Here is a 19,712-nt window from a genome sequence, read left to right as displayed (position 1 = left end):
CGTGGCGACGCAGCGGGCGGCGCGGGCGCTGATCTTCACCGCGGACGACTTCGGGCTGCACCCGCGCGTCAACGCGGCGGTCGAGCGCGCGCACCGCGACGGCGTGCTGAACGCCGCCAGCCTGATGGTCGGCGCGAGCGCCGCGCAGGATGCGATCGAACGCGCGCGGCGGTTGCCGTCGCTCGCGGTCGGTCTGCATCTGGTGCTCGCGGACGGGCCGGCCACGCTGCCCGCGCATGAGATTCCCGCGCTCGTCGGCCGCGACGGGCGGTTCGGCGATGCCATGGCGAAGGACGGCTGTCGCTTCTTCTTCCTGCCGCACGTTCGCGCGCAACTGCGCCGCGAGATCCGTGCGCAGTTCGACGCGTTCGCGGCGAGCGGCCTGCCGCTCGACCACGTGAACGCGCACAAGCATTTCCACCTGCATCCGACCGTGCTGTCGATGATCATCGAGATCGGCCGCGACTACGGGCTGCGCGCGGTGCGGCTGCCGTACGAGACGAGCGCGCCCGCGCTGCTCAAGCCGTGGATCGCGCTCGTGCGCGCGCGGCTCGACCGCGCGGGGCTCGCGCACAACGACTACGTGGTCGGGATCGAGCATACGGGCGCGATGGACGAGGCCGTGCTGCTCGACGCGCTGGCCAAGTTGCCGCCGGGCGTCGGCGAGATCTACTGCCATCCGGCCGAGGCCGGCGACGGCCCGATCACGCCGACGATGGCCGCGTACCGCCCGGTCGACGAACTCGATGCGCTGCTGTCGCCGCGCGTCGCGGCCGCGTTGAAGGCGGCGGGCGTCGCGACCGGCGGCTTTGCCGACGTGTTCGGCCAGCCTGCGGCGCGGCGGGGCGCTCAAGCACCGCGCGCACCGGGAGCGCTGCCGTCATGAGCAAGTGGGTCAAATGGCTCGGCTGGCCGATCGGCATCGGCATCCTGCTCGCGCTGGGGCTGCACGAAGGCGTCGGCGACGTGTCGCAGATGCTCGCGCGCGCCGGCTACGCGCTGCTGTGGCTTGTGCCGTTCCATGGGCTGCCGCTGCTGCTCGATGCGTATGCGTGGCACCTGCTGCTCGACAAGCGCTCGTCGCTGCCGTTCCTCTGGTGGATCGCGACCGTGCGCGAGGCCGTGAACCGGCTGCTGCCCGTGGTCGGAATCGGCGGTGAGATCGTCGGCATCCGGCTGGCGCGCTGGCAGGTGCCCGACGCGAGCCGCGTCACCGCGTCGGTGATCGTCGAGGTGCTCGTGACGATCGTCGTCCAGTATGCATTCGCGGCGCTCGGCCTCGTGCTGCTGCTCGCGACGACGGACAACATGGGCGGCGGCACGATCGGCCTCGCGCTGTTGCTGACGCTGCCGTTGCCGGTGCTCGGCGTCGTGCTGATGCGCCGCGGCGGCGTCTTCCATGCGATCGAGCGTTTCGCGGGGCGCCTGCTCGGCGATTCGCACCGGCTGTTGCAGGGCGTCGACGGCAAGCGGCTCGACGCCGACATCGACTCGCTGATGTCGCGCACGGGCCTGCTGTTCAGCGCGTTCTTCTGGCAGCTGGCCGGTTACGTGCTGGGCGCGCTCGAGATCTACTGGGCGCTCGCGCTGCTCGGCCATCCGGTGTCGATCGGCGGCGCGATCGCGATCGAGGCGATGACGCAGGCCGTGCGGCATGCGGCGTTCATGGTGCCGGGCGGGCTCGGCGTGCAGGAGGCGACCGTCGTGCTGCTCGCGCAGATGTTTGGTGTCGACCGCGAGACGGCGCTGTCGCTCGCGGTGGTCAAGCGCGGCCGCGAGGTGTTGTTCGGCTGCCTGGCGCTCGGCTCGTGGCAGCTTGCCGAGCTCGTGCGTACGCGTCGCCGCATCGGCGTGCCGCCGACCGTGCCGCGCGCGCCGCAACCGACGGGCCGCGTGTCCGAAGCCGAGACCGAAACGACGCATTGAACACGAGACGGGCCGCGCGCCCGTCTCGCGCTTTTGGCGTCGCACGGGTATCCTTGCCGCGTGTTTTCTTCACGCGCATTTCTTCCGATGATTTTCCGATTCCGGCTGCTTCCCGTGACGATGCTGGCTGCCGCGCTGGCGCTGACCGGCTGCGACGACAAGCAAGGCGACCTCGACGTGCAACGTATCAGGGACTTCTTCAACGCGATCAAGCCCGCGCCGCTGCTGTTGAAGGGGCTGAAGGTCGGCGAATCGACCGAGGCCGACGTGCGCGGCACGATGGGCAAGCCCGAGATCGTGCGCGAGTTCACCGACGGCTCGAAGCGCTACGAATATCCGCGCGGCCCGATGGGCAACCAGACCTGGTTCGTCGATCTCGATGCGAACGGGCGCTACGCGGGCGCGACGCAGGTGCTGACCGCCGAGAATTTCGCGAAGGTGCGCCCGGGGATGAACGAGGACGAGGTGCGGCGCCTGCTCGGCAAGCCCGGCGACATCGCGCAGTATCCGCTGAAGCCCGAGACGGTCTGGAGCTGGCGCTGGCTCGAGGACGGCGTCAACACCGACGCGTTCTTCAACGTCCATTTCGGCCCGGACGGCCTTGTCTATACGACTTCGCGCTCCGACATCCTGAAGGGACGGTAGGCGCGGCCGGCAGCCTTCGGCGCTATATCGAAAAAGCGACCGGAAAATTGCAAAAAGTCCGCTTCCCTGCGTGTCATCCGACTGTCAGGAAGCGGCTTTTTTCCTTTTGAAACAGCGGCGTAGGACACGGTCGCAAATGATGGGACAGGTTGCTGCGATGCAGCAATCGTACGCAAGGTGATTTGAGGCAATCAATTTCGCTTGCGACTATCCGCGTCAGCCCGGCGCGGGACAGGCAGACGCGTCGGCATTCATTCCAACTCTGGAGACGCGCGTGTTCCTTTACGGCTTTGGTCCTGTCCTCTGGGCCGGCACCGTGCAGACCATCGAGCTGTCGGTGCTGTCGCTCGCCACTGCGGTGGTGCTGGGGCTGATCGGCGCGGTGGCGAAGCTGTCGCCCAACCGGGTATTGCGAGCGATCGCGACCGGTTATACGACGCTGATCCGCTCGGTGCCCGATCTTGTGCTGATGCTGCTGCTGTTCTATAGCATCCAGATCTGGCTGAACCAGTTCACCGACCTCGTCGGCTGGGACCAGATCGACATCGACCCGTTCGTGGCCGGCGTGCTGACGCTCGGCTTCATTTACGGCGCGTACTTCACCGAGACCTTCCGCGGCGCGTTCCTGTCGGTGCCGCGCGGCCAGCTCGAGGCCGGCGCGGCTTACGGGATGAGCGGTGCGCGGGTGTTCGTGCGGATCATGTTTCCTCAGATGATGCGCTTCGCGCTGCCGGGCATCGGCAACAACTGGCAGGTGCTCGTGAAGGCCACCGCGCTGGTGTCGATCATCGGCCTCGCGGACGTCGTGAAGGCCGCGCAGGACGCCGGCAAGAGCACGTTCAACATGTTCTTCTTCATCCTCGTCGCGGCGCTGATTTACCTGGCGATCACGACCATTTCCAACCTCGTGCTGATCCAGCTCGAGAAGCGTTATTCCACGGGCGTGCGGCACGCAGAACTATGATCGAGATCCTCCAGGAATTCGGCAAGGCGTTCTTTTTCTGGGACGGCCAGCGCATCTCCGGCCTCGCGGTAACGTTGTGGCTGCTCGTGGCGTCGATCTCGCTCGGCTTCGTGTGCGCGGTGCCGCTTGCGGTCGCACGCGTGTCGAAGAAGAAGTGGGTGTCGATGCCGGTACGCTTCTACACGTACGTGTTCCGCGGCACGCCGCTCTACGTGCAGTTGCTGCTGATGTACACGGGCATGTACAGCCTCGAATTCGTGCGGTCGCACTCGTTGCTCGACGCGTTCTTCCGCAGCGGCTTCAACTGCGCGATTCTCGCGTTCGCGCTGAACACCTGCGCGTACACCACCGAGATTTTCGCCGGCGCGATCCGTGCGATTCCGCACGGCGAGGTCGAGGCGGCGCGCGCGTACGGGATGTCGCCGTTCACGATGTACCGCCGCGTGATCCTGCCGTCGGCGCTGCGCCGTGCGTTGCCGCTGTACAGCAACGAGGTGATCCTGATGCTGCACGCGACGACCGTGGCGTTCACGGCGACCGTGCCGGACATTCTCAAGGTCGCGCGTGACGCGAATTCCGCGACCTACATGGCGTTCCAGTCGTTCGGAATCGCCGCGCTGATCTATCTTGCGGTATCTTTCGCACTCGTCGCGGCGTTTCGCCGCGCGGAGCGCCACTGGCTCGCGTATCTCGCGGCCGCCCGTCATTGATTCACTTCGAGGAGAGCCAGTTGGCCGAGATCACTCAAACGAACGGTGCCACCAAGCTTGCGGCGCTCGACATCCACAAGTGCTATGGCGACAACGAGGTGCTCAAGGGCGTGTCGCTGAACGCGAAGGCCGGTGACGTCATCAGCATCATCGGTGCGAGCGGCTCGGGCAAGAGCACGTTCCTGCGCTGCATCAATTTTCTCGAGCGGCCGAATGCGGGGCAGATCGTCGTCGACGGCGAGGTCGTGCGTACGAAGGCCGACCGTGCCGGCGCGCTCGAAGTCGCCGATCACAAGCAGCTGCAGCGCATCCGCACCAAGCTCGCGATGGTGTTCCAGCACTTCAACCTCTGGGCGCACATGAACGTGCTCGAGAACGTGATGGAAGCACCCGTGCATGTGCTTGGCATTTCGAAGAAGGAAGCCGAGGAGCGTGCGCGCGAGTACCTGGAGAAGGTCGGCCTGCCGCCGCGCGTCGAGAAGCAGTATCCGTCGCACCTGTCGGGCGGCCAGCAGCAGCGGGTGGCGATTGCGCGAGCGCTTGCGATGCATCCGGACGTGATGCTGTTCGACGAGCCGACGTCGGCGCTCGACCCGGAACTCGTCGGGGAAGTGCTGAAGGTGATGCAGAAGCTCGCCGAGGAAGGCCGCACGATGATCGTCGTGACGCACGAGATGGGTTTCGCGCGCAACGTGTCGAATCATGTGATGTTCCTGCATCAGGGGCGGACCGAGGAAGAGGGCGATCCGAAGGAGGTGCTGGTGCGCCCGCAGAGCGAGCGGCTCAAGCAGTTCCTGTCGGGCAGTCTCAAGTAACGCGACAGGGCAGGTTTCAAACGTGGTACCGGTGTCTCGTCCCGCAGGCGCCACCCGCACGACGCAGGTGGCGATCGTTGCATTGCCGCCCGTGTCGATGTCGGGTGTGGGTCCGATCGTCGATGCGTTGAACCTCGCGAACGAGATCGACGGGCGGCTGTTGTATCGCTGGCAGGTGTGTTCGTGGGACGGGCGGCCCGTGCCGCTTGCCGGCGGTGCGCAGTGGCATGCCGATGCGGCGTTCAACGATGCGATCGCGTGTGACTGGCTGATCGTCGTGACGGAGCGGTTCCAGCAGTTTGCCGATTACCGGCTGTTTCTCGCGAGTCTCGCGCGGGTCGGGCAGCGGACGCCGGTCGTGACCGGCATTCACCACGGCGTGTGGTGGCTCGCGATGGCCGGGCAGCTTTCCGGGTATCGCGTGAGCGTGAACTGGGAGACGTATCAGCAGTTCGCCGAGCAGTTCGAGCGGTCGATCGTCACGCAGCAGATCTTCGAGATCGATCGTGATCGGGCGACGTGCGCCGGTGGGCAGGCTACCGTGGATTTCATGCTGGCCATGATTGGCCGGGAGCACGGGGCGGACCTCTCGGAGCGGATTGCCGATGCACTCGGGGTCGGGACGTTGCGCAGTGGCGAAGAGCGGCAGCGGATTCCTTTCGTGACCGCGCCGGGCGAGCGGCATCCCCGGTTGAACGATGCGTTGCAGCTCATGGAAGCCAATGTCGAGGATCCGTTGACGACGGATGAAATCGCCGAACTCGTTGGCGTTTCACGCCGGCAGCTCGAGCGGCTCTTTCGACAGTATCTCGGGGCGATGCCCTCCAAGTATTACCTCAATCTCCGATTGCTCAAGGCAAGGACGCAGTTGCAGCGGACCAGCAAGTCTGTCGTTCAGGTTAGCCTCGCCTGTGGGTTCTCTTCTGCTGCGCACTTTTCTAACGCGTACCGCGAAAGGTTTGGGGTCACGCCTCGGGAAGATCGAAGAGCGTGGCTCGAGAAGCAGACCGGTGGGGGGAGCGAGCCTCGCGGGGGCGCGTTGGTTGAGCGTGGGGGGAAGGATTGATTTTGGTTTTTGCGGTTCGCCGTTGTTTGGCGTGAAGCACCTGTGATCGTGTCGGTCTATTAGTGTCGCCCCTGCGCGGGGCGGCGGTTACTTTTCTTTGTCTTGCCAAAGAAAAGTAACCAAAAGAAAGGCGCTCGGAGAACGCATGACTTCCCGGTGCCATGGTCGTCAGAGTGGTTCGCATCTAAGTGTCCGCGCCAGTTGCGAGCGCGGAGTGGTTCGAGCAATGGTTCTGACATCACTCCCTACCCAACAGAGCGGTATACCGCCCGCTAGCTCCATCCTCGCTTCGCTCGGCTGCAAGGTGCTTCACGTCGCGGTTCATGCGCTCGCGTGCTTCTGTCGGCATTGCATCAACTGCCTCGGCTTTCTCTTTACTCACATCATTCGCACCCATCGGACTGCTTGCCATCGACGGTGCTTGATAACGTCTTGCGCCACATGTTTTCGTGCGTGCAAACCTGCTTGCTGCGTCCCCTTTTCCTTGCGAATGAAGGCACGCCTTGATTTGCTGAATCCGGGGGCTCGCCCGCGATTGCGGGACCTGATTGACCTCAAGCGTTACTGGAGCGGGTGTACCTGTCGGCCGAGCGAAGCGAGGGCGGAGCTCGCGGGCGGTATACCGCTCTGTTGGGTAGGGAGTGGTGTCAGAACCATTGCTCGAACCACTCCGTGTTCCTGACTGGCGCGGACACTTAGATGCGAACCACACTGACGACCACGGCACCGGGAAGTCATGCGTTTTCCGGGCGCCTTTCTTTTGGTTACTTTTCTTTGGCAAGACAAAGAAAAGTAACCGCCGCCCCGCGCAGGGGCGACACTAATAGACCGACACGATCACAGGTGCTTCGCACCAAACAACGGCGAACCACCCAAAAAGCCTCAAAATACCGACACCCAACGAAGCCCCCCGAACTGGCCCGCGAGGGCAAAAACCAAAACCTTCCGATAGAACCCGTCGCAAATCCGCAAGACGCTTGCGTCACCCTTACCTAAACTTGATCCTGTTGAACCCTCTTACGAAACCGAAAGGAACGACCATGACGACCTCGACCGTGAACCGCCAGACATTCGACGAAGTGATGGTGCCGGTATTTTCTCCCGCCCCGTTCGTGCCGGATCGCGCAGAGGGCTCCCGCGTGTGGGACACGGCCGGCCGCGAGTACATCGATTTCGCGTGCGGCATCGCAGTGACGTCCCTCGGCCACGGCCACCCGGAACTGCTGAAAGTCCTGGACGAACAAAGCCGCAAGCTCTGGCACATCGGCAACGGCTACACGAACGAGCCGGTGCTGCGCCTCGCAAAGCGCCTCGAATCGCTGACCTTCGCCGATCGCGCATTCTTCGCGAACTCGGGCGCGGAAGCGAACGAAGCCGCCCTGAAACTCGCACGCCGCGTTGCGTTCGACCGCCACGGCGCCGATAAAGCGGAAATCATCTCGTTCGTGCAGTCGTTCCACGGCCGCACGTTCTTCACGGTCAGCGTCGGCGGCCAGCCGAAATACTCGGAAGGCTTCGGCCCCGTGCCGGGCGGCATCAAGCACCTGCCGTACAACGACATCGAAGCCGCGAAGGCCGCGATCGGCCCGCAAACGTGCGCCGTGATCGTCGAGCCCGTGCAAGGCGAAGGCGGCGTGATCCCGGCCGATCCGGCCTTCCTGAAAGCACTGCGCGAAGCCTGTGACGCGAACGACGCACTGCTGATTTTCGACGAAGTGCAAACGGGCGTCGGCCGCACGGGCCAGTTCTACGCTTACATGGATACCGGCGTCACGCCGGACATCCTGACGACCGCAAAGGCACTCGGCAATGGCTTCCCGATCGGCGCGATGCTGACGACGAACGAACTCGCCGCGCACTTCAAGGTCGGCGTGCACGGCACGACGTACGGCGGCAACCCGCTCGCATCGGCGATCGCCGACAAGGTCGTCGAACTGATCGGCGACCCGGCACTGCTCGAAGGCGTGCGCGAACGCAGCGTGCGCCTGAAGGGCGCGCTCGAGCGCATCAACGCGCGCTTCGGCATCTTCAAGGACGTGCGCGGCAAGGGCCTGCTGGTCGGCGCCGAACTCACCGCGGCATTCGACGGCCGCGCGAAGGACTTCGTCACGGCCGCTGCCGAGAACGGCCTGATCATGCTGATCGCCGGCCCGAACGTGCTGCGCTTCGTCCCGTCGCTGGTGATCCCGTTCGACCTGCTCGACGAAGGCATGAAGCGCTTCGAGAAGGCAGTCGAACAGGTGCTCGCCGCCCAGGAAGCCACCGCGCGCTGATCGGCGCCCCCATCGCAGACAGGAACGACGATGCTATTTGTTCGCCCCGGCAAACTCACGGATCTCGATGCGCTCGCGCACATGGCGCGCACCGCGCAGCCGGTCCTGCACTCGCTGCCGCACGACCGAGCGGCGCTCGAAGCGCGCGTGGCGCTCTCCGAGGATTCGTTTCGCGCGGACGTCGACTTCGCCGGCGAGGAGTTCTACCTCTTCGTGCTCGAGGATTCGTCGACGGGCAAGCTGCTCGGCACGGCGAGCATCGTGGCCGCGGCCGGCTACTCGGAACCGTTCTACGCGTTCCGCAACGACGCACTGATCCACGCGTCGCGCGAGTTGCACGTGAACCGCAAGATCCACGCACTCACGATGTCGCACGAGCTGACCGGCAAGAGCCGGCTCGCGGGCTTCTACGTCGATCCGTCGCTGCGCGGCGACGCGGCCGCGCACCTGATCTCGCGCGCCCGGATGATGTACATCGCCGCGAACCGCCGCCGCTTCACGCCGGAAGTGTTCACGCTGCTGCTCGGCGTGAGTGACGGCAACGGCGCATCGCCGTTCTGGGAAGCGGTGGGGCGCAAGTTCTTCGGCCGCAACTTCACCGACGTCGACATCGCGTCGGGCGGCCGCAGCCGTACCTTCATCGCGGAAGTGATGCCGGCGTATCCGCTCTACGTGCCGCTGCTGCCGGAAGCCGCGCAGCGCGTGCTCGGCGAGCCGAACGAAACGGCCTTGCTCGCGTACGACATCCATCTCGAGGAAGGCTTCGAGCCCGACCGCTTCGTCGACATCTTCGACGCAGGCCCGGTGCTGACCGCGCAGGTCGACCGCACCGCGTGCGTGAAGCACGGCTCGGAGCGCGTCGTGCGCGAGGCCGCGCACCAGCAGGGCGATGTTGCATACATGGTGTCGACGGGCAGCGGCGAATCGTTCCGCTGCGTGCTGGCCGACCTGCCGGGCGATGCGGGCGATGCCCCGCTCGCCGGCGACGTGCGCGCGGCGCTCGATGTGAAGGATGGCGATGTCGTGCGCTGCGTGCCGCTGCACCGCCGCGACGATGAAGATTTGAAGGGAGACGCAGCATGATCGTCGTTCGGGTCGTACAAACGGGCGACGTCGACGCGCTCGTGTCGCTCGCGAAGGAAACCGGGCCGGGCCTGACCACGTTCAAGCCCGACCGCGACGCGCTCGCCGCGCGCATCGAACGCACGCGCCGCACGCTCGCGGGCGAGGCAGCGGCCGGCGAGGCCGGCTACTTCTTCGTGATGGAAGAATCGAAGACCGGCGACATCGCGGGCGTGTGCGGGATCGAAACGCAAGTCGGCCTCGAGCAGCCGTTCTACAACTATCGCGTGAGCACGGTCGTGCACGCGAGCCAGGAACTCGGCGTGTGGACGCGGATGTCCGCGCTGAACATCTCGCACGACCTGACCGGCTATGCGGAAGTGTGCTCGCTGTTCCTGAGCCCGCGCTATCGCACGGGTGGTGTGGGCGGGCTGCTGTCGCGCTCGCGCTTCATGTTCATCGCGCAGTTCCGCGAGCGCTTTCCGGAACGCATCTGCGCGGAACTGCGCGGCCACTTCGACGAGGACGGCACGTCGCCGTTCTGGCGCGCGGTCGGTTCGCACTTCTACCAGATCGATTTCAATGCGGCCGACTATCTCAGTTCGCACGGCCGCAAGTCGTTCCTCGCGGAACTGATGCCGCGCTACCCGGTGTACGTCGACCTGCTGCCGCAGGATGCGCAGGACGCGGTCGGCCTCACGCACCGCGACACGCTGCCGGCCCGCAAGATGCTCGAGGCGGAAGGGCTGCGTTACCAGAATCACGTCGATATCTTCGACGCAGGCCCGGTGCTCGAATGCCACGTGAATGACCTGCGCACGGTACGCGAGAGCGTCGTCGTGCCGGTCGCGATCGGCGAGCCCGATGCGGGCGAAGGCGCGCGGGGCGACCATGCGCCGAAATCGCTCGTGTCGAACACGTCGCTCACCGATTTCCGCGTCGGCGTCGCGCCGGGCGTGGTCGCAAACGGCTCGTTCGTGCTGTCGGCCGACGATGCCGCCGCGCTCGACGTGAAGGCCGGCGATCCGGTTCGCGTGCTGCCGCTCAAAGTCAAACAGGGATAAACGAATCATGACGGAACTCTTCATCGACGGCGCCTGGGTCGCAGGCTCGGGCCCCGTGTTCGCTTCGCGCAACCCGGGCACCGACGAGATCGCGTGGCAGGGCGAAAGCGCATCGGCCGCCGACGTCGACCGTGCGGTCGCGAGCGCGCGCCGCGCGTTCGCCGGCTGGTCGGCGCTCGACTTCGAATCGCGCTGCGCGATCGTCAAGCGTTTCGCCGCGTTGCTCAACGAACGCAAGGAAGCGATCGCGACCGCGATCGGCCGCGAGACGGGCAAGCCGCTGTGGGAAGCCCGCACCGAAGTCGCGTCGATGGCCGCGAAGGTCGGCATCTCGATCCAGGCCTACCAGGAACGCACCGGCGAGAAGCGCCAGGACATGGCCGACGGCGTCGCGGTGCTGCGCCACCGCCCGCACGGTGTCGTCGCGGTGTTCGGCCCGTACAACTTCCCCGGCCACTTGCCGAACGGCCATATCGTGCCCGCGCTGATCGCTGGCAATGCGGTGGTGTTCAAGCCGTCGGAACTCGCACCGGGCGTCGCGCGCGCGACGGTCGAAGTGTGGAAGGATGCGGGGCTGCCCGACGGCGTGCTGAACCTTGTGCAGGGCGAGAAGGACACCGGCATCGCGCTCGCGAACCATCGGCAGATCGACGGGTTGTTCTTCACCGGCAGCTCGGACACCGGAACGCTGCTGCACAAGCAGTTCGGCGGCCGTCCGGAAATCGTGCTCGCGCTCGAGATGGGCGGCAACAACCCGCTCGTGATCGGCGAAGTCGAAGATATCGACGCGGCCGTGCATCACACGATCCAGTCGGCGTTCCTGTCGGCCGGCCAGCGCTGCACATGCGCGCGCCGCATCTTCGTGCCGCAGGGCGCGTTCGGCGACCGCTTCCTCGCACGCTTCGCCGACGTCACGTCGAAGATCACGGCCGACGTGTTCGATGCCGATCCGCAGCCGTTCATGGGCGCGGTGATCTCGGCCCGTGCGGCCGCGAAGCTGGTCGACGCGCAGTCGCGCCTGGTCGAGCAGGGCGCGAAGCCGATCATCGCGATGACGCAGCGCGACCCGCGCCTCGGCTTCGTGAACGCCGCGATCGTCGACGTGACGAACGTCGCGAACCTGCCCGACGAAGAACATTTCGGCCCGCTCGCGCAGATCGTCCGCTACGCGACGTTCGACGACGCGATCGAGCGCGCGAACGACACGGCATTCGGCCTGTCCGCCGGCCTGCTGGCCGACGACGAGAAGGCATGGGAACACTTCCGTCGCACGATCCGCGCCGGGATCGTCAACTGGAACCGGCCGACCAACGGTGCATCGTCCGCTGCACCGTTCGGCGGCACCGGCCGCTCGGGCAACCATCGCCCGAGCGCGTACTACGCGGCTGACTATTGCGCGTATCCGATGGCGTCGGTGGAAAGCACGCAACTGACCTTGCCCGCGAGCCTGTCGCCGGGCCTGCATTTCTGATCGAGGGAACGACGATGAACGCACAAGAAGCCAATTTCGACGGGCTCGTCGGCCCGACCCACAACTACGCCGGGCTGTCGTTCGGCAACGTGGCGTCGCTCAACAACGAAAAATCGGCCGCGAACCCGAAGGCCGCCGCGAAACAGGGGCTGCGCAAGATGAAGCAGCTCGCGGATCTCGGTTTCGCACAGGGCGTGCTGCCGCCGCAGGAGCGGCCGTCGCTGCGCCTGTTGCGCGAGCTCGGCTTCTCGGGCAAGGACGCTGACGTGATCGCGAAGGCCGCGAAGCAGGCGCCCGAGCTGCTCGCCGCGGCGAGCTCGGCGTCGGCGATGTGGACCGCGAACGCGGCCACCGTCAGCCCGTCGGCCGACACGAGCGATGGTCGCGTGCACTTCACGCCGGCGAACCTGTGCAGCAAGCTGCATCGCGCGATCGAACACGAAGCGACGCGCCGCACGCTGTCGACGCTGTTCGCCGATCCCGCACATTTCGCGGTGCATGAGGCGCTGACGGGCACGCCGGCACTCGGCGACGAAGGCGCGGCGAACCACACGCGCTTTTGCGCCGAATACGGCAAGCCGGGTATCGAGTTCTTCGTGTACGGCCGCGCGGAATACCGCCGCGGGCCCGAGCCGAAGCGCTTCCCGGCGCGCCAGACGTTCGAGGCGAGCCGCGCGGTCGCGCATCGCCACGGTCTTGCAGAAGAAGCGACGGTCTACGCGCAGCAGGATCCGGACGTGATCGACGCGGGCGTGTTCCACAACGACGTGATCTCGGTCGGCAACCGCGACACGCTGTTCACGCACGAGCGCGCGTTCGTCAACAAGCAGGCGATTTACGACACGCTCACCGCTGCGCTCGACGCACGCGGCGCGCGCCTGAACGTGATCGAGGTGCCGGAAGCTGCCGTGAGCGTGAACGACGCGGTGACGTCGTATCTGTTCAACAGCCAGCTGCTGTCGCGCGCGGACGGTTCGCAGGTGCTCGTCGTGCCGCAAGAGTGCCGCGAGAACGGGAACGTCGCGGCTTATCTCGACGAACTCGCGGCCGGCAACGGCCCGATTCACGACGTGCTCGTGTTCGACCTGCGCGAAAGCATGAAGAACGGCGGCGGCCCCGCGTGCCTGCGCCTGCGTGTCGTGCTGAACGAAGCGGAACGCGCGGCCGTCACGTCGAACGTGTGGATCAACGACACGCTGTTCGCGTCGCTCGACGCGTGGATCGACAAGCACTACCGCGATCGCCTTGCACCGGCGGACCTCGCCGATCCGGCGCTGCTCGACGAATCGCGCTCGGCGCTCGACGAGCTCACGCAGATCCTGCGCGTCGGTTCGCTGTATGACTTCCAGCGCTGAGGCACGGATGCCGGCCAACGCGCTGCTCGACGACTTTCTCGCGTTCACGCTGGCCGGTAGCGCGCCGTCCGCCACGGACGGCACCTGTGCAGCCGGCGCCGTGCGCTGGCAATGGCGCGGCGACGGGCTGCTCGCGCTCGAACCGGCCGAGACCGCCGGTGCGGTGTGCCCGAGCGTGCTCGTATCGGCCGGCGTGCATGGCGACGAGACGGCGCCGATCGAGCTGCTGTCGATGCTCGTGCGCGATCTCGCGTCGGGTGCGCTGCCGCTCGCGTGCCGGCTGCTCGTCGTGCTCGGCAACGTGCCGGCGATGCGCGCGGGCGAGCGCTATCTCGACGACGACCTGAACCGCCTGTTCAGCGGCCGTCACACGCAGGTGCCCGCGAGCCGCGAAGCGCCGCGCGCCGTGCAGCTCGAAGCGGCCGCCGCCGCGTTCTTCGCGGCCGCACCGGCGGGCAGTGCGCGCTGGCATATCGACATGCACACGGCGATCCGCGCGTCGGTGTTCGAGCAGTTCGCACTGCTGCCGCACACGGGCACGCCGCCCACACGCACGATGTTCGAATGGCTCGGCGATGCGCGCATCGCGGCCGTGCTGCTGCATACCGCGAAGGGCAATACGTATTCGCACTTCACGGCCGAGCACTGCGGCGCGCTCGCGTGCACGCTGGAACTCGGCAAGGTGCGCCCGTTCGGCCAGAACGACCTGACGCGCTTCGCGCCGGCCGACCGCGCGGTGCGCAAGCTGGTGTCGGGGGCGTCGACCGATGTCGAGGCGCCAGGCGGCCATCCGCCGTTGCCGCGCGTGTTCACGGTGATCGACCAGATCACGAAGCGGAGCGACGCGCTCGAACTGTTCGTCGCGGCCGATGTCGCGAACTTCACCGCATTCGCACGTGGCACGGTGCTCGCACAGGACGGCGACTACCGCTACACCGTAACGCACGACGAGGAACGGATCGTGTTCCCGAACCCGACCGTGAAGCCGGGCCTGCGCGCGGGCCTGCTCGTCGTCGACACGACGCGCGAGACGGTCGCGGCACTCGTCTGACCGATCGCACGGTCGCGCCGACGCGCGGCCCGCCCTGCGTATTTGCGACATCGTCTTGCAAGTTCGATGGTAGGCCCGGCCGGTGTCGTATGCGCACCGCAGCATCGCGCCCCGGCGGCCGCTTTGCCATATCGGGCCGCGCGGATTGGTACAATCGCGGCCTTGCGGCTGTTGCGCCGCATCACGGCGCGGCAGCCGCATTGTCGTGGTCATCCGACCCTGCAATGATGCATGCGCCCGTAGTTCCGGAACATTCGAGTATCGAGGAGAGCACCTGATGAAGTTGGATTGGCGTAAAGTGGCCGCGCATGCGGTGGTGGCGGCATCGGCCGTGGCGGCAGGCAGCGCGTTTGCCGCGGATCTGAAGGAGATCCGGTTCGGCGTCGAAGCCTCGTACGCACCGTTCGAATACAAGACGCCCGACGGCAAGCTGACCGGCTTCGACATCGACATCGGCAACGCGGTGTGCGCGAAGCTGAAGACGAAGTGCGTGTGGGTCGAGAACGACTTCGACGGCCTGATCCCCGCGCTGCAGGCGCGCAAGTTCGACGCGATCAACTCGGACATGACGATCACGGACCAGCGCAAGCACGCGATCGCGTTCACCGACCCGATCTACACGATTCCGAACCAGCTGATCGCGAAGCAGGGCAGCGGCCTGCTGCCGACCCCGCAGTCGCTGAAGGGCAAGCGCGTCGGCGTGCTGCAAGGCACGATCCAGGAAGCCTACGCAAAGAAGAAGTGGGCGCCGGCCGGTGTTGAAGTCGTGCCGTACCAGACGCAGGATCTGGCGTATGCCGACCTGAAGTCGGGCCGTCTCGACGCGACGTTCCAGGATTCGGAAGCCGGCTCGAAGGGCTTCCTGACGAAGCCGCAAGGCCAGGGCTTCGCGTTCGCGGGCGGCACCGTCAGCGACACCGAGATCCTCGGCTCGGGCGTCGGCTTCGGCCTGCGCAAGAACGACGCGGCGCTGAAGACCGCGCTCGATCAGGCACTGAAGGATCTGAAGGCCGACGGCACGATCGACAACCTCGCGAAGAAGTACTTCAGCGTGCCCGTGACGCTCAAGTAAGCGTAGCGTTCGAACGCACGAAGCAAAAAAACCGGCCGCTGATGCGGCCGGTTTGCTTTTGCGGATCGGGAACGGCGCGGGCCGGCCGGCGTTCAGCCGTGCTGCGCGGGAAAGAACCGCCCCAGTTCGCGCGCAAGCTCGTTGAGGATGCTCATTTCCTGTTGCGAGATCTTGCGGGCCGGCTGCGCGCCCGCCCAGTCGCCGTACAGCAGCGCGACCGTCGTCGCATTGACGCGCACCGGCAGCAGCACGAACGCGCGCGTATCGTCGAACACGTCGAGATACCACGCGGGCAGGCGCTTGAGCATCTTCGGTTCCTGTGCCTGCTCGATGAAGATGCCGACCGAATTGGTGATCGCGAGATGGAACACGTCCGGCTCGAAGCGCTCGTCGAAGCGCAGCCGGTAGAGCGCCGCGTCGACGCCGGGACCGAAGCCCAGGCGCGCGGCGAACGTGCCGTCGTCGTGCCGGACGAACGTGACGGTGCGCGTGAACGCGAGGCTCGCCAGCAGGCTTTCCGACGCCAGTGCGAGCACCGGCGTCAGCACGTGCTCGGACGGCAGCGCCCGCAGGTCGGCGAGGCCGGCTTCGAGGCAGGCCTCGGGCTCGGCCTGCGCGCGCGCGATCGCATCGGCGTTCGCGCGCAGCTCGACGATCTCGCGCATCACGGTGTCGCTGGCTTCCTCGTGAGCGAGCCGGTCGGCGATCTCGACGAGCGCGTCGGGTTCCGTATCGAGCGCCAGCGCATAGTGCTGCGCGAGCGCCGTGATATGCGTATCGCGCTGCGGACCGTCGGGCATCGCGAGCGCACTCGCGACGTCGGTCGAGCAGCGGCTCACCGCGCGCAGCCAGTTCACGCGTTCGAGCATGTCCTCGTCGGCGGCGAGTTCGCGGCCGAACGCGTCGACGCGGTTCACGTGGTGGTGATCGTCGGCGATGCCGTCCCGGATCATGTCGGGCAGCCGCCAGCGCGTCGCTGCCTCGAGCCCGATCTCGTCGAAGCCGACGCCGAGCACCTCGAAGCAGGCGCCCGATTCGTCGCCGTGCATCTCGGCCGCGCGGCGGCGGATCTTGTCCCATTCGCTGTCGAGATAGCAGACCACGAGCAGCTTGCCGACCTGGCGCATCAGCGTGCAGACGACGGCTTCCTCGCCCGCGCGCAGGTCGGCGCGCTCGGTGAGCTTGCGCGCGACGCAGCCGGACAGCAGCGCACGGTTCAATTCGAGCTTCGCGTCGATGCGCCGCGGCGTGCTGTGGTGGAAATGGTCGACGAGCTTCAGCCCGACGACCAGATGGCCGACGGCGTCCATGCCGAGCACCATCAGCGCGCGGGTCACGGTCGTGATGTTGCCGCCGAATGCCATGTACATCGCGGAGTTCGCGAGCCGCAGCACTTTCTGCGTGAGCGCGAAGTCCGACAGCACGACGCGCACGAGCGCGGTGAAATCGAGGTCGTCGTTCTTCATCGCGGCCATCGTTGCGCGCAGCGATTCCGACAGCAGCGGGAAGTCGCCCCGTTCGTTCATCCGGGCCCACAGCTTGTCCAGCAAGGCCGTGCGAGGCATGTGTTCGGTGATTGACATACGGTGTCCGGTTCGCCGCGCGCGTCAGGCGGCGGCGTGCAGGTGCAGTTGCTGCGCCTCGAAGCGCCGCGCGAGCTCCTCGGACGGCAGCGCCTGGCAGACGAGCCAGCCCTGGATGTGATTGCAGCCCATCTCCGTCAGCAGTTCGCGCTGCGCCTCGGTCTCGACGCCTTCGGCGACGAGTTCGAGATCGAGTGTCTGCGCGAGGCCGACCACTGCCGACACGATCGCGCGGTCGTTGCGCGACGTCAGCAGGTTCTCGACGAAGCTGCGATCGATCTTCAGCTTCGCGAGCGGGAAGCGCTGCAGGTAGGCGAGGCTCGAATAGCCGGTGCCGAAATCGTCGATCGCGAAGCGGATGCCGAGATCGGTCAGCTCCTCGAGCAGCACTTTCGCATGGGCGGGATCGTGCATCAGCAGGCTTTCGGTGATTTCGAGCACGATGCGGCGCGGGTCGATGCCCGTCAGCGCGATTGCCTCGCGCACGCTCTGCGTGAAGCGCGGGTCGCGGAACTGCTGCGGCGACACGTTGACGGCCACGTACTGCAGCGCGAGCCCCTGGCGGTCCCAGGCGACGAGCTGCATGCACGCGGCCTTGAGCACCCAGTTGCCGAGGTAGTTGATCAGGCCGATCGATTCGGCGAGCGGAATGAAGGTCGCCGGCGGCACGAGGCCGTGTACCGGATGGCGCCAGCGGATCAGCGCCTCGACGCCGACCACCGCGCCCGACTGGCTGCGCGTGATCGGCTGGAAATGGAGCGAGAACTCGCCGTTGCGCACGCCGTCGTACAGGTCGGCTTCGAGCTTCAGGCGTTCGGCGTCGGCCGGATCGTCGACCGGCGCATGGAACGCGAGCGCGTTGCCGCCCGATGCCTTCGCCTGCGCGAGCGCGTGGTCGGCGCGGCGCAGCAGCGGGCTGTGATGTTGCGCGCGATGCGGCGCGGCCCGTTCGTCCGGATACAGCGCGATGCCGATGCTCGCGGACAAGTGCACGGTCTGCCCCTGGTACACGTAGGGCTCGCGCACCGCGGCCTGCAGCCGGCGCGCGAGCGCGTCGGCGGCATGGCTCGCCTGCGTGCGGTCGGATGCGCCGAGCACGACCGCGAACTTGTCGCTCGCGACGCGTGCGAGTCGCTCGTTCGGCGTGACGAGCGCCTTCAGCCGCTGCGCGGTCTCGCGCAGCAGCGTGTCGCCCGCGTCGTAGCCGAGCGCGCGGTTGATCCGCTGGTAGTCGTCGAGGTCGAGCAGCAGCAGCGCCGCGCAGGTGCCGTCCTCGTCGGCGGCCTGCTGCGCGCGCATCAGCGCCGGCACGAGCGCGGACAGGTTGTCGAGCCCCGTCATCGGGTCATGGTGCATTTCGTACGTCAGCTTCGCCTCGAGCGCGCGCCACGACGACACGTCGAATGCCGCGATCGCGAAACCGTCGACACCGTGGTGGCGGCTCTTGAACGCGCGGACCTCGACGTCCAGCGGATAGGTGAGCGACTTCACGATGCACATCGTCGCCTTCTCGACCTGGCCGGAGCGCGCCGCGCGCGCAAGCAGGCCTTCGAGCGCCGAGGTATCCTGTTCGGCGATCAGGTCGCGCAGCGTCAGCGTATGCAGGTAGTCGCGGTGGTAGCCGATGAAGCGCAGGCTCGCGTCCGACACGTACAGAAAGCGCAGCTCTCGGTCGACATGGGCGAGGAAGTCCACCGTGCCGACCGTCTGTTCCAGCCAGTTGCGCACGGAGTCGTCGCGGCGCGGCGCGCCGGCGCGCGCGGGCATCAGCGCGCCGCCCGACCAGGCGAAGCGGCGCAGCGTATGCAAGGCGCTGCGCCAGGAGCCCTTGCGTGACGTCTGTTTCCTGTTGGCTTCCATGTTTCTCGCTGACGTGAAGGGCTGGAACCGGTTGTCCGCAAGGAATAACGGCAGATTGTGCGGAATCTTTAACGGGCCGGCCGCGAATGGCGCGGCCGCTGGTCCGGATCGCAAACCGGATGTTCGGCAGTCGAACGCCGGCGTGGCCTACATTGAGGCTGACTTTATAAGAAATGAGGACGCAGATGAAGCGAAAACTGTTGCTGGGCGCCGTGGCGGCGCTGGTGGCCGGCCATGCGCTGATGGCGCAGGCGGAACTGAAGCCGGGCGCCGCGGCGCCGGACTTCACGACGCAGGCGTCGCTGGGCGGCAAGACTTACACGTACTCGCTCGCCGATGCGCTGAAGCAGGGGCCGGTCGTGCTGTATTTCTACCCGGCCGCGTTCACGAAGGGTTGCACGATCGAGGCGCACGCGTTCGCGGATGCGGTCGACCGTTACAAGGCTTACGGCGCGACGGTGATCGGCGTATCGGCCGACAATATCGACACGCTGACGAAGTTCTCGGTGAGCGAGTGCCGGAGCAAGTTCCCGGTCGCGGCCGATCCGGACGCGAAGATCATCCGTGAATACGACGCGAAACTGCCGGCGCTCGACCGCGCGAATCGCGTGTCGTACGTGATCTCGCCGGAAGGGAAGATTCTGTACGAATACACGAGCCTGTCGCCCGACAAGCACGTCGAGAACACGCTCGCCGCCGTGAAGGCGTGGGCCGACGCGCATCCGAAGCAGTAAGCGCACACCGGGGGCGACGACGCGGCCCGTCGTGCGGGCCGCGGGCACGGCAACACGCGCC

17 protein-coding genes are annotated in these 19,712 nt (G+C 66.7%); 15 read left to right on the top strand and 2 right to left on the bottom strand.

Annotated elements, in window-relative coordinates; all coding sequences use genetic code 11:
- Position 1: 1 nt before the first annotated feature.
- The 14 genes from hpnK (at position 2) to U5809_RS12260 (ending at position 15,474) form a co-directional block, all read left to right on the top strand.
- Positions 2 to 886 carry a hopanoid biosynthesis-associated protein HpnK gene (gene hpnK / locus U5809_RS12325; RefSeq protein WP_322086711.1) on the top strand — a complete coding sequence of 295 codons (885 nt, stop codon included), beginning with the start codon at positions 2 to 4 and terminating at the stop codon, positions 884 to 886.
- Positions 883 to 1,926 (top strand): HpnL family protein, encoded by a 1,044-nt coding sequence (locus tag U5809_RS12320; RefSeq protein WP_322086710.1) that lies wholly within the window; start codon positions 883 to 885, stop codon positions 1,924 to 1,926. The genes hpnK and U5809_RS12320 overlap by 4 nt, the downstream gene beginning before the upstream one ends.
- 87 nt (positions 1,927 to 2,013) lie before the next feature.
- Positions 2,014 to 2,571: a lipoprotein gene (locus U5809_RS12315; protein ID WP_034186545.1), complete on the top strand. Its 558-nt coding sequence runs from the start codon at positions 2,014 to 2,016 to the stop codon at positions 2,569 to 2,571.
- A 274-nt stretch (positions 2,572 to 2,845) separates the two neighbouring features.
- Positions 2,846 to 3,535 carry a histidine ABC transporter permease HisQ gene (locus tag U5809_RS12310; RefSeq protein WP_322086709.1) on the top strand — a complete coding sequence of 230 codons (690 nt, stop codon included), beginning with the start codon at positions 2,846 to 2,848 and terminating at the stop codon, positions 3,533 to 3,535.
- The gene (locus U5809_RS12305; protein WP_322086708.1) at positions 3,532 to 4,245 is read left to right on the top strand and encodes an ABC transporter permease; all 714 of its coding nucleotides are present in this window, start codon (positions 3,532 to 3,534) and stop codon (positions 4,243 to 4,245) included. The genes U5809_RS12310 and U5809_RS12305 overlap by 4 nt, the downstream gene beginning before the upstream one ends.
- A gap of 20 nt (positions 4,246 to 4,265) precedes the next feature.
- Positions 4,266 to 5,060, top strand: a complete 795-nt coding sequence (locus tag U5809_RS12300) for an ABC transporter ATP-binding protein (RefSeq protein WP_322086707.1) — start codon at positions 4,266 to 4,268, stop codon at positions 5,058 to 5,060.
- 22 nt (positions 5,061 to 5,082) lie between these two features.
- Positions 5,083 to 6,126: a GlxA family transcriptional regulator gene (locus U5809_RS12295; protein WP_322086706.1), complete on the top strand. Its 1,044-nt coding sequence runs from the start codon at positions 5,083 to 5,085 to the stop codon at positions 6,124 to 6,126.
- Between the two features lie 1,040 nt (positions 6,127 to 7,166).
- Positions 7,167 to 8,399, top strand: coding sequence for an aspartate aminotransferase family protein (locus U5809_RS12290; protein WP_322086705.1), 1,233 nt, complete (start codon positions 7,167 to 7,169; stop codon positions 8,397 to 8,399).
- A gap of 30 nt (positions 8,400 to 8,429) precedes the next feature.
- Positions 8,430 to 9,482: an arginine/ornithine succinyltransferase subunit alpha gene (aruF, locus tag U5809_RS12285; RefSeq protein ID WP_282507094.1), complete on the top strand. Its 1,053-nt coding sequence runs from the start codon at positions 8,430 to 8,432 to the stop codon at positions 9,480 to 9,482.
- The gene (gene astA, locus U5809_RS12280; protein WP_322086704.1) at positions 9,479 to 10,525 is read left to right on the top strand and encodes an arginine N-succinyltransferase; all 1,047 of its coding nucleotides are present in this window, start codon (positions 9,479 to 9,481) and stop codon (positions 10,523 to 10,525) included. Before aruF ends, astA begins: the two co-directional genes overlap by 4 nt.
- Positions 10,526 to 10,532: 7 nt before the next feature.
- Positions 10,533 to 11,996: a succinylglutamate-semialdehyde dehydrogenase gene (gene astD, locus U5809_RS12275; protein ID WP_322086703.1), complete on the top strand. Its 1,464-nt coding sequence runs from the start codon at positions 10,533 to 10,535 to the stop codon at positions 11,994 to 11,996.
- 14 nt (positions 11,997 to 12,010) lie between these two features.
- Positions 12,011 to 13,351 carry an N-succinylarginine dihydrolase gene (astB, locus tag U5809_RS12270; RefSeq protein ID WP_322086702.1) on the top strand — a complete coding sequence of 447 codons (1,341 nt, stop codon included), beginning with the start codon at positions 12,011 to 12,013 and terminating at the stop codon, positions 13,349 to 13,351.
- 7 nt (positions 13,352 to 13,358) lie between these two features.
- A complete protein-coding gene (gene astE, locus U5809_RS12265) occupies positions 13,359 to 14,402 on the top strand; it encodes a succinylglutamate desuccinylase (RefSeq protein WP_322086784.1) in 1,044 nt (347 codons plus the stop codon).
- 277 nt (positions 14,403 to 14,679) lie between these two features.
- Positions 14,680 to 15,474 (top strand): ABC transporter substrate-binding protein, encoded by a 795-nt coding sequence (locus tag U5809_RS12260; protein WP_111017476.1) that lies wholly within the window; start codon positions 14,680 to 14,682, stop codon positions 15,472 to 15,474.
- Between the two features lie 92 nt (positions 15,475 to 15,566).
- Here the strand turns inward: U5809_RS12260 and U5809_RS12255 are convergent, their stop codons facing one another.
- Together U5809_RS12255 and cdpA are read right to left on the bottom strand one after the other, a co-directional pair.
- Complete coding sequence (locus U5809_RS12255) at positions 15,567 to 17,057, bottom strand: HDOD domain-containing protein (RefSeq protein ID WP_322086701.1); 1,491 nt, start codon at positions 17,055 to 17,057, stop codon at positions 15,567 to 15,569.
- 24 nt (positions 17,058 to 17,081) lie between these two features.
- The gene (gene cdpA, locus U5809_RS12250; protein WP_322086783.1) at positions 17,082 to 18,824 is read right to left on the bottom strand and encodes a cyclic di-GMP phosphodiesterase CdpA; all 1,743 of its coding nucleotides are present in this window, start codon (positions 18,822 to 18,824) and stop codon (positions 17,082 to 17,084) included.
- A 278-nt stretch (positions 18,825 to 19,102) separates the two neighbouring features.
- On the opposite strand from cdpA, the gene U5809_RS12245 reads away from it, so the two are divergent.
- Positions 19,103 to 19,651 carry a peroxiredoxin gene (locus tag U5809_RS12245; protein ID WP_176046887.1) on the top strand — a complete coding sequence of 183 codons (549 nt, stop codon included), beginning with the start codon at positions 19,103 to 19,105 and terminating at the stop codon, positions 19,649 to 19,651.
- The last annotated feature ends 61 nt before the right edge of the window (positions 19,652 to 19,712 follow it).

The organism is Burkholderia sp. BCC1999 (genome assembly GCF_905339975.1).
In the GTDB taxonomy this organism is placed as follows: Bacteria; Pseudomonadota; Gammaproteobacteria; order Burkholderiales; family Burkholderiaceae; genus Burkholderia.
The sequence above is the reverse complement of the archived record's forward strand: the minus strand, read 5'-3'. Positions and strand labels throughout refer to the sequence as shown.